The sequence below is a fragment of the Streptomyces lomondensis genome (assembly GCF_014651035.1).
In the GTDB taxonomy this organism is placed as follows: Bacteria; Actinomycetota; Actinomycetes; order Streptomycetales; family Streptomycetaceae; genus Streptomyces; species Streptomyces lomondensis.
The window spans coordinates 168,467-182,074 of the sequence record NZ_BMWC01000004.1 but is presented as its reverse complement, the minus strand read 5'-3'; the positions used below and the strand labels follow the sequence as shown (position 1 = coordinate 182,074).

At 73.2% G+C, this 13,608-nt stretch carries 14 protein-coding genes; 8 read left to right on the top strand and 6 right to left on the bottom strand.

Going from position 1 to position 13,608, the window contains the following annotated elements:
- Positions 1-107 precede the first annotated feature (107 nt).
- The 4 genes from IE255_RS16010 (at position 108) to IE255_RS15995 (ending at position 3,734) form a co-directional block, all read left to right on the top strand.
- Positions 108-704, top strand: coding sequence for an N-acetylmuramoyl-L-alanine amidase (locus IE255_RS16010; protein WP_190050934.1), 597 nt, complete (start codon positions 108-110; stop codon positions 702-704).
- 93 nt (positions 705-797) lie between these two features.
- The gene (locus tag IE255_RS16005) at positions 798-1,193 is read left to right on the top strand and encodes a luciferase domain-containing protein (protein ID WP_190050933.1); all 396 of its coding nucleotides are present in this window, start codon (positions 798-800) and stop codon (positions 1,191-1,193) included.
- A 3-nt stretch (positions 1,194-1,196) separates the two neighbouring features.
- Entirely contained in the window at positions 1,197-2,369 is a 1,173-nt protein-coding gene (locus IE255_RS40140) for an NUDIX domain-containing protein (protein WP_190050932.1), read from the top strand.
- A gap of 126 nt (positions 2,370-2,495) precedes the next feature.
- Positions 2,496-3,734 (top strand): phosphodiester glycosidase family protein, encoded by a 1,239-nt coding sequence (locus IE255_RS15995; RefSeq protein WP_229906428.1) that lies wholly within the window; start codon positions 2,496-2,498, stop codon positions 3,732-3,734.
- A 3-nt stretch (positions 3,735-3,737) separates the two neighbouring features.
- Here the strand turns inward: IE255_RS15995 and IE255_RS15990 are convergent, their stop codons facing one another.
- The 6 genes from IE255_RS15990 to IE255_RS15965 form a co-directional block, all read right to left on the bottom strand.
- Positions 3,738-3,932 carry a hypothetical protein gene (locus IE255_RS15990; protein ID WP_190050931.1) on the bottom strand — a complete coding sequence of 65 codons (195 nt, stop codon included), beginning with the start codon at positions 3,930-3,932 and terminating at the stop codon, positions 3,738-3,740.
- Between the two features lie 120 nt (positions 3,933-4,052).
- The gene (locus IE255_RS15985; protein ID WP_190050930.1) at positions 4,053-4,916 is read right to left on the bottom strand and encodes a phosphatidylinositol-specific phospholipase C/glycerophosphodiester phosphodiesterase family protein; all 864 of its coding nucleotides are present in this window, start codon (positions 4,914-4,916) and stop codon (positions 4,053-4,055) included.
- A gap of 206 nt (positions 4,917-5,122) precedes the next feature.
- Complete coding sequence (locus tag IE255_RS15980) at positions 5,123-6,196, bottom strand: acyl-CoA dehydrogenase family protein (RefSeq protein WP_190050929.1); 1,074 nt, start codon at positions 6,194-6,196, stop codon at positions 5,123-5,125.
- Entirely contained in the window at positions 6,193-7,374 is a 1,182-nt protein-coding gene (locus tag IE255_RS15975; protein WP_190050928.1) for an acyl-CoA dehydrogenase family protein, read from the bottom strand. The genes IE255_RS15980 and IE255_RS15975 overlap by 4 nt, the downstream gene beginning before the upstream one ends.
- The gene (locus IE255_RS15970) at positions 7,371-8,336 is read right to left on the bottom strand and encodes an NADPH:quinone oxidoreductase family protein (protein WP_190050927.1); all 966 of its coding nucleotides are present in this window, start codon (positions 8,334-8,336) and stop codon (positions 7,371-7,373) included. Before IE255_RS15970 ends, IE255_RS15975 begins: the two co-directional genes overlap by 4 nt.
- A gap of 117 nt (positions 8,337-8,453) precedes the next feature.
- Positions 8,454-9,026, bottom strand: coding sequence for a helix-turn-helix domain-containing protein (locus IE255_RS15965; RefSeq protein ID WP_190050926.1), 573 nt, complete (start codon positions 9,024-9,026; stop codon positions 8,454-8,456).
- A gap of 78 nt (positions 9,027-9,104) precedes the next feature.
- Here IE255_RS15965 and IE255_RS15960 point away from each other — a divergent pair, with 78 nt between their 5' ends.
- From IE255_RS15960 to IE255_RS15945, 4 genes are all read left to right on the top strand, one after another.
- Complete coding sequence (locus IE255_RS15960; protein ID WP_190050925.1) at positions 9,105-10,034, top strand: NAD(P)/FAD-dependent oxidoreductase; 930 nt, start codon at positions 9,105-9,107, stop codon at positions 10,032-10,034.
- Between the two features lie 118 nt (positions 10,035-10,152).
- Complete coding sequence (locus tag IE255_RS15955) at positions 10,153-11,691, top strand: ATP-dependent DNA ligase (RefSeq protein WP_190050924.1); 1,539 nt, start codon at positions 10,153-10,155, stop codon at positions 11,689-11,691.
- Positions 11,688-12,146, top strand: coding sequence for an NUDIX hydrolase (locus IE255_RS15950; protein WP_190050923.1), 459 nt, complete (start codon positions 11,688-11,690; stop codon positions 12,144-12,146). The genes IE255_RS15955 and IE255_RS15950 overlap by 4 nt, the downstream gene beginning before the upstream one ends.
- A gap of 76 nt (positions 12,147-12,222) precedes the next feature.
- Positions 12,223-13,608, top strand: coding sequence for an NADP-dependent succinic semialdehyde dehydrogenase (locus tag IE255_RS15945; RefSeq protein ID WP_190050922.1), 1,386 nt, complete (start codon positions 12,223-12,225; stop codon positions 13,606-13,608).

Genomic DNA, 13,608 nt, shown 5'->3' with positions numbered 1-13,608 from the left:
ACCGGCAGGCGCCGTAACTTGATCCACGCGAGCCGCGACCACAACGGCCGCCGCTCTGCGCAGTTGAGCGAGTGACACCGCCCGTCGAACCCGGAAGGCACCCACTCATGGAACGGACCACTCTCTTCCCCAGCAGGCGAGGCCTCCTCAAGGGAGCCGCCCTCACCGCCGTCCCCCTGGCCCTCTTGCCCGACGCCCGGGCCGCCGCCCGGCCCCGGGCCGTCGACCATCCCGGAGCCGCGTGGCACCCGGCGATCCGCGCCAACTACACGCCGTCGCACCGCCCCCGCGCCCATCCGCTGCACTATGTGGTCATCCACGTCGCGCAGACGACCTACGCCGGCACCCTGTCCGTCTTCCGGAACCCCAGGACCAAGGTGTCCGCGCACTACGTGGTGCGCTCGGACGGAAAGGTGGCCCAGTGCGTGCGCGAGTCGGACATCGCGTGGCACGCGGGCAACTGGGACTACAACACCCGCACCATCGGCATCGAGCACGAGGGCTGGGTGGACCGGCCCGGGTACTTCACCGACGCCATGTACGAGAGGTCTGCCCGGCTCACCGCGGCGATCTGCGCCAGGTACGACATCCCCCGGAACCGCGCGCACATCATCGGCCACCACGAGGTACCGGGCAGCGACCACACGGATCCGGGCCGCCACTGGGACTGGAAGCGCTACCTCAGACTGGTCAACTCCGCCTGACGCGACGGCAGCCGCCCCCTCGCCCACCTCACGTCCCGGTTACAAACCACTCAACCTCTGGTTGCGGAACGGTAATCAGGCGACGATGGGACCATGACTCTGGCCCAGCGCGCCCTGGAGCGCCTGCAAGCCTGGCCCGATCTCATGGCGGGCCCGGCGAGTTGCGGTACCGGACGGGCGCTCCGTTCCGTCCGTGACGAGATCGTCCACTTCCACTCAGCACGGGACGTGGACCTCCACCTCACCCGCCGGGCCATCCAGCGCTTCCACTACGACCTCGCCGGTTCGAGCGCCATCCGCCTGGTTCCCGGATCGTGCTGGGTGACGATCCACCTCGACTGCGAGGCGGACGTCGACCTGCTGCTGACCCTGGTGAGCGGCGCCCTCAAGGCCCACCAGGCCCGGCCCGACACCGGCGAGCCACGGCTCGTCGGGTGCAACTTCCACCGCGTCACGGTGCTGCCGCGCGACGCGGCGGCGGGCGGCTGAGCCTTGCCGAGCCGACCGGAGGCGGTCAACGCCGAGGCGTGGGAGGTGTACGGGGCACATCATCTGCGGCGCGGCACGGTGCTGCCCGAAGCGGCAGGGCTCGACTGGGGGTTCGGGGGCGGCGGGCCGGGGGCGGAGGTGCTCGGGGAGCTGACGGGCCGGCGGGTGCTGGATCTCGGGTGCGGTCCGGCCCGGCACGCCGCGCATCTGGTCCGGGCCCACGGCGCGCTGGTGGACGCGGTCGACGCCTCGCCCGGCCAGTGCGAACGGGCCCGTGCCCGGTACGGCTCGCTGCCCGGACTGCGGCTGGTCCTGGCCGACGCGGTCGAGTACCTGCGCTCGGCCGAGCCGTACGACGTCGTCTACTCCGTCAACGCCGTCCCGTACCTGGACCCGCACCGGCTGCTGCCCGCCCTCGCCGGGGCGCTCAGACCGGGCGGCAGGCTCTGCTTCACGGTGCTGCACACCAACGCGCGCGGTGACGGCCCGTCGGACCGTGTCCGCGCCCGGCCGGAGATCCTGCGGCTGGCGGGCGGCGGTGACGTCACCGTCCAGATGTGGGTCCTGACCCCGGAGCTGTGGACGGAGCTGCTCACCGAGTACGGGCTGCGTGTGGAGCGCGTCGACGTCCTCGACCCGCCGCAGGACGGCAACCAGGCGTCCTACCGGCTGTTCCAGGTGACCCGGCCCGTCCGCGTCTCCTCCCGGCCCCGCGTCGGGAGGCCGCCGGTGGCGCATGCGGCGCTCGGCGTCGGCGCAGTCCTGTACGGGCCGCGCGGACTGCTGCTCGGCCGGCACCGGCGCGGGACGTGGGAGCTGCCCGGCGGGACGGTGGAGCCCGGGGAGTCGCTGCCGGAGGCGGTCGTGCGCGAGCTCGCCGAGGAGACGGGGATCGAGGCACGGCCGCAGGACGTCCGGCTGCTGGGGACGCTCCTGGACGACGCGGGCGGTGTCGTCCGGGTGACCGTGCCGGCCCGGGTCACCGCCTGGCGGGGCGAGCCCTCGGACCAGCCCGGGGAGAGCGTGGGCCGCTGGCGCTGGTTCGCCCTGGACCGGCTGCCGGAGCAGCTGTTCGTGTGCAGCGCGCAGGCCCTCACCGCCTGGCGGCCGCACCTGCCGATCGACCACGCGCCCGCGCACTACACGCCGTACGCCACCGGAACGGACGACAGCTGAAGCACCCGGAGGGGTAGTTTTTTCAGCCGTTCCCGCGTAGTGCGCGCTCAGCCACCCTGCCGGCCCCCGCGGTCTGGTGCACTGCCCCTGAGTGTCGGGACAGTTGACGAGACATCAGGGGGCACGGTGACAGGTCGTCACACACGACGGGGAGCAGGCAGAGCGGTACTGGCGTTCCTCACGGCGTTCGGGGCACTGGCCGGTGCGGCCCTGGCGGGGGCGGCACCGGCCGGCGCCGTCCAGAAGGGCGTACGGGTCGCGCCGGGCGTCACGTACGAGGAGTTCGACATCAAGGCCGCCAAGGGGGTGACGCACGCGCATGTGCTGAAGGTCGACCTGGGCCATCCGCAGGTACGGGTCGATCTGCTGTACCCCGGGGCGGTGGCCTCGCGCGCGCAGGTCTCGCGGATGGCCGACGCGCAGGGGGCGGTCGCCGGGGTCAACGGCGACTTCTTCAACATCACCGAGACGCAGCACCCGGGCGTGGAGGCGACCGGCGCGAGCGTGGGTCCGGCGATCGCGGCCGGGCGGACGCTCAAGGCGGCCGTGCCGAACGGCCAGCGTTTCGGGCCGGCGCTGCCGCCCGGCACGACCACCGAGGACGTGTTCGGCGTCGGTACCGACGGAGTGGCGCGGCTGGACCGGCTGGCGCTGAACGGCTCCGTCCGCACCTCCGAGGCGCAGCTGCCGCTCGGGGGGCTCAACCAGTACGCGCTGCCTGTGGGTTCCGTCGGCGCGTTCACCGCCGACTGGGGCAGCGCCTCCCGGGTGCGCGCCACCTGCGGCACGGACACGGACCGGGCCGCGCCGTGCAGCACGGACACCTACGAGGTGACGGTCCGCGACGGAAAGGTCGTCTCGGCCGCCGACACGCCCGGCAGCGGTCCCATCGCCGCGGGGACCACCGTGCTGGTCGGCCGGGAGGCGGGCGCCCAGCAGCTGCGGAAGTTCTCCACCGGTGAGGCGGTCGAGATCGAGCACGCTCTCGTGGCGGCCACGAGCGGCACCCCGTACCGCCTCGCCCTCGGCGGCTACCCGGTCCTCACGGGCGGCCGGCCGCTGGCGGGTCTCGACGACACGACCGCGGCCGTCCGTACGGCGGTGGGGATCGCCGACGGCGGGCGGCGCATGCTGCTGCTCGCGCTGGACGGCGCGGCCGCCTACCGCAGCGGCCTGACGATCGCCGAAGTGGCCGACGCCATGCGGAAGCTGGGCTCGGACGACGCCTTCAGCCTGGACGGCGGCGGCTCGTCGACGCTGGTCGCCCGGAAGCCGGGCGCGAGCGCCGTCTCCGTGCGCAACCATCCGAGCGGTGGTGCCGAACGGGCCGTTCCGAACGGCATCGGCGTGTTCTCAGGGACGTGACCGTCAGGGCCGCAGACTGCTGACGATCTCGGCCGTCGCCGTGAGGCCGCTGTGGATGGTGGGGGCGATGCTGGTGCTCGCCAGGTAGAAGCCGAGCAGCAGGCAGACCAGCGCGTGGGAGACCTTCAGCCCGCCGTTGCGCAGGAAGATCACCGCCAGGATCACGAGCAGCAGCACCACAGAGATGGAAATGGCCATCGTCAACTCCTCCGCCACGCCGCCATGTCCGGTTCACGGCGTTCGGCCGTAAGTGTGGCGTAGCGGAGGGTTCGTCCGGGCGGCTGACCTGTCCGCCGAACGTGTGGTGTTCCGCCCGCTCTAGGCCGCCCGCCGGGCGTCCAGGAACGCCTCCAGGCCGGCGAGGTCGTCGGTGTTGAGGTGGTCGACGTCCGCGGCGAGCAGTTCGCCCCAGAGCGCGTCCCGGGCGGGTCCGACCTGGTCCGGCGTCGCCCAGAACCGCACCTTCTGCCCGCGCCGGTGGGCGGCCTCGACGATGCCCCGCAGCTTCTGCCGCTCGGCGTCAGGGAACGCGCCCACGCCCTGCCAGGTGAAGTTGAGCGTCCAGTTGTCGCTGATCAGCGGGATGAAGGAGGCCGGTGCCTGGCTGCCGAGGTCGGCGAGCCGGCCGTCGTAGAAGGCGCGCCGGACCGTCTGAGCCTCCATGGGGACGCGGGCCGCGCGGTCGCCGGAGATGACCGCGGTGACCGGGCCGCGGTGGACGCGGCCGTGGGCGTACGTGGTGAACAGGTGCCGGTAACGCCGGAGGTGGCGGTCGAGTTCGAGATAGGTCGACGCACCGTCGGTCTTGATGTCGATGAGCAGTTGCAGCGAGCCCCGGTGTCCCCGGTACACGGAACCCCAGTTGGCCCGGACGCGGGCGGCGAGCGGGTCGAGGTAGAGGGACTCGAGCGTGCGGGCCGGGTCGAGGTCCTCCGGGTCGTGGGCGACGAGGAGCTGGTCTCCGACGAGGTAGATGTCGGCCTCGACGCTGCCGAAGCGGTGGTCGAGGGCGTCGAACAACGGCCGCGGGTGCTCGTAGTCGTTGTGGGCGTGGGCGCGCCACAACGGGCGGGGCCGGTGCCGCCGTTCGCCGGCCAGTGCGTCGGTGGCGGGCAGGGCGACCGCGCCCGCGAGGGCTGCGCCGAGGGTGGTGAGGGCTCTGCGACGGGTGGTGAGGGCCATGCTCTGCCTCCCTGGAAGTGCCGTACGGGAACCCTGCGAGTATGAGGTCCCGATAGCGCCAAGGAGCAGGCCCGCGCGGGGAGTTGGCCGGACCGCCGCTGTGCGTTCACTTCACCGGGCCGGGGTGCACGAAAAGGCCCGCCCCAGGTGGGACGGGCTTTTCCGGGTTTTCGGCGGGCTGTTGCCCGGTGTCGGCCGGGTGTACGTCAGGGGGCCTGGAGGTCGGCCAGTGCGGCCAGTGCCTCCCGGTGGGCGCCCGCCGTGCCGTAGGCGAGGGAGTCGGCCTTGGCGCGCTTGAGGTACAGGTGCGCCGGGTGCTCCCAGGTCATGCCGAGACCGCCGTGCAGCTGCAGGGCCTCCTCGGCGGCGTGCACGGCGACCGGCGCCGCGTAGGCCTGGGCGACAGTGACGGCCATGTCGACGTCCTCGCCCCTCGCCAGGGCGTCAGCGGCATTGCGGGCCGCCGCGCGGAGGTTGACGACCTCCAGCCACAGCTGGGCCAGCCGGTGCTTGAGCGCCTGGAAGCCACCGACGGGCCGGTTGAACTGCTTGCGTTCCTTCAGGTAGCGGACGGTGTCCGTCAGCGACCGGTCGGCCAGGCCGAACTGCTCGGAGGCGAGCAGCCCGGCCCCGGCGCGCAGGGCCCGGCGCAGGGCGGGCTCGGCGTCGCCCAGAAGGCGGCCCCGCACTCCGTCGAGGGCGACGGTCGCGAGCGGCCGGGTCAGATCCAGCGAGATCTGGGGCGTGACGGTCGCGGCGGTGGCGTCGACCGCGTACAGGCCGCCGTCGTCGGCCGGCACGAGCAGCACGTCCGCGACGGCCGCGTCGGCGATGCCGGTCAGCTCGCCGCGCAGCACGCCGCCCTCGTGCCGGACGACCTTGTAGGCGGCGCCCGGTGCGACGTTGAGGGCGACCGCGAGGACGCCGATCGACGTCCCGGACGCCAGCTCGCGCAGCAGGTCCTCGGTGCCGCAGGCGAGCAGCGCCTCGGTGGCGACGACCGCGCTCGTCAGATACGGCACGGGTGCGACCGCGCGGCCCAGTTCCTCCAGCACCACGGCGGCTTCCCGGTGCGTGGCGCCCTGGCCGCCCAGTTCCTCGGGCACCAGCAGGCCCGCGAGGCCCATGCCGTCGGTGAGTGTCTTCCACAGCGCCAGGTGGTGCGGGGCGTCCGACTCGGTGCGGGCGATGACGCCGGGCGCGTCGCACTGGTCGGTGAGCAGGTCGCGGACGGCGGCGCGGAGCGCCTCTTCCTCTTCCGAGTACAACAGGTCGCTCATCGGGCGAGGTCCTTCCAGGCGACGTCCTTGTCGGTGCGCGGCTCGGCGGGCAGGCCGAGGACCCGCTCGGCGACGATGTTCAGCAGGACCTCGCTGGTCCCGCCCTCGATGCTGTTGCCCTTGGAGCGCAGGTAGCGGTAGCCGGCCTCGCGGCCGGTGAAGTCGACCAGCTCCGGCCGCCGCATGGTCCAGTCGTCGTACAACAGGCCCTCCTCGCCGAGGAGTTCCACCTCCAGGCCGCTGATCTCCTGGTTGAGGCGGGCGAAGGCCAGCTTCATGCCAGCGCCCTCGGGGCCGGGCTGGCCGGCGACGAGCTGCTGGCGCAGCCGCTCCGCGGTGAGGCGGGAGACCTCGGCCTCCACCCACAGCTTCAGCAGCCGCTGGTGCAGGTCGTGGGTGCGCAGCTCGGGCCGCTCGCGCCAGGTCTTCGAGACCGGGCCGATCATGCCGCCCTCGCGGGGCAGTCGCATGCCGCCGATGGCCACGCGCTCGTTGTTCAGCGTGGTCTGGGCGACCTTCCAGCCCTCGCCGACCTCGCCGAGGCGGTGCGTGTCCGGGATGCGGACGTCGGTGAGGAACACCTCGTTGAACTCGGCCTCGCCGGTGATCTGCCGCAGCGGGCGCACCTCGACGCCCGGGTCGGTCATGTCGCAGACGAAGTAGGTGATGCCCCGGTGCTTGGGCACGTCCGGGTCGGTGCGGGCGATGAGGATCGCCCAGCGGGCCACATGGGCGCTGGACGTCCAGACCTTCTGCCCGTTGACCACCCACTCGTCGCCCTCACGGACGGCCCGGGTGCCGAGCGCGGCCAGGTCGGATCCGGCCCCCGGCTCGCTGAAGAGCTGGCACCAGACCTCCTCCCCGGTCCACAGCGGCCGCAGGAACCGCCGCTTCTGCTCCTCGGTGCCGAAGCCCAGGATGGTCGGCGCGGCCATGCCGAGGCCGATGCCGATGCGCCGCGGGTCGTTGTCGGGGGCCCCGGCGGCCTCCAGTTCGGCGTCCACGACGGCCTGGAGGGAACGGGGTGCGCCGAGGCCGCCGAGGCCCTCGGGGTAGTGCACCCAGGCGAGTCCGGCGTCGAAGCGGGCCCGGAGGAAGTCCAGGCGGTCGGTCGAGGCCGGCGGGTGCGCGGCCAGCAACTCCCGGGTACGGCGGCGCAGTTCCTCGGTGCCGGTCATGCCGCTCCCTCCATGACGACGGCGACCCGGCCGGTGGTGAGGCCGTCCGCGACCTTCTGTACGGCGTCGGCGGCACCGCCGAGCGGCACCCGTTCGCTCACCAGGGGCTTGATCGCGCCCCGGGCGGCCAGCTCGGTGAGCTGCTCGTGGCAGTGCCGGACCAGCTTCGGGTTCTTGGTGTTGTACAGGCCCCAGTGCAGGCCGAGGATCGAGTAGTTCTTCACCAGGGCGTGGTTCAGGCCCGGGCTGGGGATCGTGCCGCTGGCGAAGCCGACGACGACGATCCGCCCCTCGAAGGCGACGACCTTGGAGGACTGGGCGTAGGCCTCACCGCCGACGGGGTCGTAGACCACGTCGGCGCCCCGGCCGCCGGTGGCCTCCTTGACCGCGGCGACGACGTCCTCGGAGCGCCGGTCGATCACCACGTCACAGCCCAGGTCCTTGGCGACGGCCGCCTTCCCGGAGCCGCCGACGACACCGATGACGGTGGCGCCGGCGGCCTTCCCGAGCTGCACGGCCGCGCTGCCGACCCCTCCTGCGGCAGCGTGGACGAGCAGGGTCTCGCCGGCCTCCAGACCGGCCCGCCGGTGCAGTCCGAACCAGCCCGTCTGGTAGCCGATGTGCAGGGCGGCGGCCTCGGCGTCGTCCAGGGCGTCCGGGGCGGGCAGGAGGGCGGCGGAATCCGCGACGGCGTACTCGGCGAAGCCGCCGTGGGGCAGCACGGGGTTGGCGATCACGCGGCGGCCGTCCTCGGTCTCGCCGCAGATCTCCACGCCCGGGGTGAACGGCAGCGGCGGCCTGACCTGGTACTGGCCGCGGCACAGCAGGGCGTCGGGGAAGTTGATGTTCGCGGCGCGCACCTTCAGCAGGACCTGGCCGTCGCCGGGCGCCGGCGACGCCACGTCCGCCAGGCGCATCACCGCGCTCGGCTCGCCGTTCTCGTGCACTTGCCATGCCTGCATGCGGTGCCTCCACGGGACTGCTTCGCCTGACCGGGGTCGGTTCGCATACTAAGCGGTCGCTTGCCGATCAGGGAACAGCCTCCGGGCGAAGAGTCCGGCCGGCCGGTATCTCGTGCGTCACGACCGCTTCGGCCGCGCCCGCACATGCATCCGCTCCCCCTGCGGCCCGAACAGGCTGAGGAACTCCACCGGTCCCTCCCCCGTCGACCCGAACCAGTGCGGCACCCGGGTGTCGAACTCGGCGGCCTCCCCCGCCGTGAGCACCACGTCGTGCTCGCCCAGCACCAGGCGGAGCTTGCCGGACAGCACGTACATCCACTCGTAGCCCTCGTGCGTGCGCGGGTCCGGCTCCTCCCTGCGCTGGGGTTCGAGCACCTTGTAGGCCTGGAGGCCGCCGGGCTGCCGGGTGAGCGGCCAGAGGGTGCGGCCGCCCATCACGATCGGCTTCGAGCGCACCCGCGGATCATCGGCCGGCGGTGCTCCGACCAGCTCGTCCAGCGCCACCTGGTGAGCGCGCGCGATCGGCAGCAGCAGTTCCAGACTGGGTTTACGTAGGCCCGACTCCAGTCGCGAGAGGGTGCTGACGGAGATGCCGGTGGCCTCGGAGAGCGCCGCCAGCGTCACCTCCCGGTCCTTCCGCATCTGCCGCAGCCGGGGGCCCACGCCCGCGAGTACCTCGTCCGTCGTCATACTCGTATTGCAGATTCGGCAAACGCGTTTGTCAATCCCGTACCGCTGGGGCGAACCTCGGCTGCGGAGGTGGTCACCATGACCGAGAAGTACGCAGTGGTCGTCATCGGCGGGGGCGCGGCCGGCCTGTCCGCCGCGCTGGTGCTGGGGCGGGCCCGGCACAGCACGCTGGTCGTCGACGCGGGCGAGCCGCGCAACGCGCCCGCCGCGCACATGCAGGGGTACCTGTCGCGGGACGGCATGCCGCCCGCCGAGTTCCTCGCGGTCGGCCGGGAGGAGATCGCGCGGTACGGCGTGGAACTGGTGCGGGACCGGGTGGTGGACGTCGAGAAGGGCGAGGACTTCGCCGTGGTCCTGGCCGGTGGCCGGACCGTGCGGGCGCGGCGGCTGGTCGTGGCGACCGGGCTACAGGACGAGCTGCCGGCGGTCCCCGGGGTCGCCGAGCGGTTCGGCAGGGACGTGCTGCACTGCCCGTTCTGTCACGGCTGGGAGGTGCGCGACCAGCCGTTCGGGGTGCTGGGCACCAGCCCCGCAAGTGTGCACCAGGCGCTGATCGTGTCCCAGTGGTCGAAGGACGTGCGGTTCTTCCTGCACACGGTCGCCGAGGAGGAGCTGTCCGACCAGGATCTGCGCCGGCTCGCCGCGGCCGGGGTCGACGTGGTGCCCGGGGAGGTCGCCGAGCTGGTGGTCGAGGACGACCGGCTCACCGGCGTCCGGCTCGCCGACGGCACGGTCCATGCCCGCTCGGTGCTGTTCGTCGGACCGCGGCCCGTCCCTCAGACCGGCCTGCTGGAGCGGCTCGGCGCCGAGCTGCACGAGACGCCGTTCGGCGCGTACCCGGTGGTCGACGGGAACGGGCAGACGACCGTGCCGGGCGTGTGGGCCGCGGGCAACGCGATCGGCTTCGCCGAGCAGGTCGTACACGCGGCGAGCGGCGGGTACCGGGCGGCGTCCGCGATCGTCGGGGATCTGCTGATGGCGGACCTGGACGCGAGCGTGCGGGTGTAGAGACGCCGCCGCCCGGGTGCCGAGGCAGGGCCTTGGTGATCATCGGCGGCCTGGTGACCGACGGCCTCGGCACGGCCGTCCGGGTGTAGAGGCGGCCCCTCCGGTGCACCATGGCTGCATGCTGCTGCACCGGCTGGCCCGAGTGTCCCAGGAGGTCGCCGCCACCTCGGCGCGGTCCCGGAAGACGGCCCTGCTCGCGGAGCTCTTCCGGGACGCCGAGGCGGACGACGTGCCGATCGTCATCCCGTACCTGGCGGGACGGCTGCCGCAGGGCCGGATCGGCGTCGGCTGGAAGGTGCTGAGCCGCCCGGTCGCCCCGGCGGCCGAGCCGAGCCTGACCGTGCGGGACGTCGACGCCCGGCTGGCGGAGCTCGCGAAGGTGTCCGGCCCCGGCTCCCAGGCGGAACGCGCCCGGCTGGTCGGGGAGTTGATGGGCGCGGCCACCGAGGAGGAGCAGCGGTTCCTGCTCGGGCTGCTCACCGGCGAGGTCCGGCAGGGCGCGCTGGACGCGGTCGCGGTCGAGGGACTGGCCCAGGCGACCGGGGCGCCCGCGGCGGACGTGCGGCGGGCGGTGATGCTCGCGGGCTCTCTCCAGTCGGTGGCCGAGGCGCTGCTCGCGGACGGCCCCGCCTCCCTCGACCGGTTCCGCCTCACCGTCGGCCGCCCGGTCCTGCCGATGCTGGCGCACAGCGCCTCCTCGGTCGCCGAGGCGGTGGACAAGCTGGGCGCCTGCGCGGTCGAGGAGAAGCTGGACGGCATCCGCGTCCAGGTGCACCGCGACGGCGACACCGTGCGGCTCTACACCCGCACCCTCGACGACATCACCGACCGCCTGCCCGAAGTGACGGCCGCCGCCCTGGAGTTGCGGGGTGAGCGATTCATCCTGGACGGCGAGGTGATCTCCTTCGACGAGGCCGGGCGCCCCCGCTCGTTCCAGGAGACCGCCGGGCGCGTCGGCTCCCGCACGGACGTGGCGACGGCCGCCCGCGCGGTCCCGGTCTCCCCCGTCTTCTTCGACGCGCTGTCCGTCGACGGCCGCGACCTCCTCGACCTGCCGTTCACCGAGCGCCACGCCGAGCTGGCCCGCCTGGTCCCCGAGCCGATGCGGGTGCGGCGCACGGTGGTGTCCGGGCCGGACGATGTGCGCACGGCGGAGGAGTTCCTCACCGAGACCCTGAAGCGCGGCCACGAGGGCGTCGTCGCCAAGGCGCTCGACGCCCCCTACAGCGCGGGCCGGCGCGGCGCCTCCTGGCTCAAGGTCAAGCCCGTCCACACCCTCGACCTGGTCGTCCTGGCCGCCGAGTGGGGCCACGGCCGCCGCACCGGCAAGCTCTCCAACCTCCACCTCGGCGCCCGCACCGCCGACGGCGGCCTCGCCATGCTCGGCAAGACCTTCAAGGGCATGACCGACGCGATGCTCACCTGGCAGACCGAACGGCTCCGGCAGCTCGCCGTGGCGGACAACGGCTTCGTCGTGACCGTACGCCCGGAACTCGTCGTCGAGATCGCCTACGACGGACTCCAGCGCTCCACCCGCTACCCGGCCGGCGTCACCCTCCGCTTCGCCCGCGTGGTCCGCTACCGGGAGGACAAGCGCCCCGAGGACGCCGACACGGTGGAGACGCTGCTGGCCGCGCACCCGGAGGTGAGCCCGTGAGGCGCAGTGCCGGCCTGCTGCTCTTCCACCGCACCGACGACGGCCTCGCAGTGCTGCTCGGCCACATGGGCGGCCCGTTCTTCGCCCGCCGCGACGCCGGGGCGTGGACCGTCCCCAAGGGCGAGTACGACCCCGACGAGTCCGCCTGGGCGGCAGCCCGCCGCGAGTTCCAGGAGGAGCTGGGGCTGCCCCCGCCCGACGGGGAGGCCATCGACCTCGGCGAGGTCCGGCAGACAGGCGGCAAGATCGTCACGGCCTGGGCGATCGAGGCGGACCTCGACCCGGCGACGATCGCGCCCGGCACGTTCCGGATGGAGTGGCCGCCGCGCTCCGGGCAGCTCCAGGAGTTCCCCGAGCTGGACCGGGTGGCGTGGTTCGGGCTCGACCGGGCCCGCCAGGTGATCGTCAAGGCCCAGGCGGCGTTTCTCGACCGCCTGGCGGAGCACTCGCCCTGACGAGACGCTCCCGCGTTGCGGTCCGCTCCGCCGCGCGGGAAGGTCGAGACACAGCCCGCACCGAGGGAGGTCAGCCATGCCCATCGCAACGGTGAACCCGGCGAACGGCGAGACGCTCAAGACGTACGAGGCCATGGGCGAGGAGGAGATCGAGCGCCGGCTCCAGCTCGCGGAGGCCACGTTCCGCACGTACCGGACGACCACCTTCGGCGAGCGCGCCCGGCTGCTGCACCGGGCCGCCGACCTTCTCGACGAGGATCAGCAGGACATCGCCCGGGTGCTGACCACCGAGATGGGCAAGCCGATCCAGCAGGCCCGGGCCGAGGCGGCGAAGTGCGCCAAGGCGATGCGCTGGTACGCCGACCACGCCGAGGAGCTGCTCGCCGACGAGGAGGCCGCCGACGCCGACGTCAAGGACTCCGGCGCCTCGCGCGTGCGGGTGCGCTACCGGCCGATGGGGCCGGTGCTGGCGGTCATGCCGTGGAACTTCCCGCTGTGGCAGGTGATCCGCTTCGCGGCGCCCGCGCTGATGGCGGGGAACGTGGGCCTGCTCAAGCACGCCTCGAACGTCCCGCAGACCGCCCTCTACCTGGAGGATCTCTTCCACCGGGCGGGCTTCACGGAGGGCTGCTTCCAGACCCTGCTGATCGGCTCGGCGGCGGTCGACGACATCCTGCGCGACGAGCGCGTCAAGGCGGCCACGCTCACCGGCAGCGAGCCGGCGGGCCGCGCGGTCGCCTCCACCGCCGGGGAGATGATCAAGAAGACGGTGCTGGAGCTGGGCGGCAGCGACCCGTTCGTCGTCATGCCCTCGGCCGATCTGGACCGGGCCGCGAAGGTCGCGGTGACCGCGCGGGTGCAGAACACCGGGCAGTCCTGCATCGCCGCGAAGCGCTTCATCGTGCACTCGGACGTCTACGACGCCTTCGCCGAGCGGTTCGCCGAGGGCATGCGGGCGCTGAAGGTCGGCGACCCCATGGCCGAGGACACCGAGGTCGGGCCGCTCTCCAGCGAGCAGGGACTGCGGGACCTGGAGGAGCTGGTCGACGACGCGGTGCGCGGCGGAGCCGAGGTGCTGTGCGGTGGCGAACGTCCGGACGGCCCCGGCTGGTACTACCTGCCGACGATCCTCGCCGGCATCTCCCGCGAGATGCGGATCCACCGGGAGGAGGCGTTCGGGCCCGTCGCCACGCTGTACCGGGCGGCCGATCTGGACGAGGCCGTGCTGATCGCGAACGACTCGCCGTTCGGGCTGAGCTCGAACGTGTGGACGCGGGACGAGGCGGAGGTAGACCGGTTCGTCCGGGATCTGGAGGCGGGCGGCGTGTACGTCAACGGGATGACGGCGTCCCATCCGGCGTTCCCGTTCGGCGGGGTGAAGCGGTCCGGGTACGGGCGTGAGCTGTCCGGGCACGGAATCCGGGAGTTCTGCAACATCACCACCGTTTGGCACGGTGCGTGA

Excerpts from the sequence above, each read along its gene's own strand:
- IE255_RS16010 (WP_190050934.1), top strand. The coding sequence starts at position 108 with ATGGAACGGACCACTCTCTTCCCCAGCAGGCGAGGCCTCCTCAAGGGA.
- IE255_RS16005 (WP_190050933.1), top strand. The coding sequence starts at position 798 with ATGACTCTGGCCCAGCGCGCCCTGGAGCGCCTGCAAGCCTGGCCCGAT.
- IE255_RS15990 (WP_190050931.1), bottom strand. The coding sequence starts at position 3,932 with ATGGCCATTTCCATCTCTGTGGTGCTGCTGCTCGTGATCCTGGCGGTG.
- IE255_RS15985 (WP_190050930.1), bottom strand. The coding sequence starts at position 4,916 with ATGGCCCTCACCACCCGTCGCAGAGCCCTCACCACCCTCGGCGCAGCC.
- IE255_RS15980 (WP_190050929.1), bottom strand. The coding sequence starts at position 6,196 with ATGAGCGACCTGTTGTACTCGGAAGAGGAAGAGGCGCTCCGCGCCGCC.
- IE255_RS15975 (WP_190050928.1), bottom strand. The coding sequence starts at position 7,374 with ATGACCGGCACCGAGGAACTGCGCCGCCGTACCCGGGAGTTGCTGGCC.
- IE255_RS15970 (WP_190050927.1), bottom strand. The coding sequence starts at position 8,336 with ATGCAGGCATGGCAAGTGCACGAGAACGGCGAGCCGAGCGCGGTGATG.
- IE255_RS15965 (WP_190050926.1), bottom strand. The coding sequence starts at position 9,026 with ATGACGACGGACGAGGTACTCGCGGGCGTGGGCCCCCGGCTGCGGCAG.
- IE255_RS15960 (WP_190050925.1), top strand. The coding sequence starts at position 9,105 with ATGACCGAGAAGTACGCAGTGGTCGTCATCGGCGGGGGCGCGGCCGGC.
- IE255_RS15955 (WP_190050924.1), top strand. The coding sequence starts at position 10,153 with ATGCTGCTGCACCGGCTGGCCCGAGTGTCCCAGGAGGTCGCCGCCACC.
- IE255_RS15945 (WP_190050922.1), top strand. The coding sequence starts at position 12,223 with ATGCCCATCGCAACGGTGAACCCGGCGAACGGCGAGACGCTCAAGACG.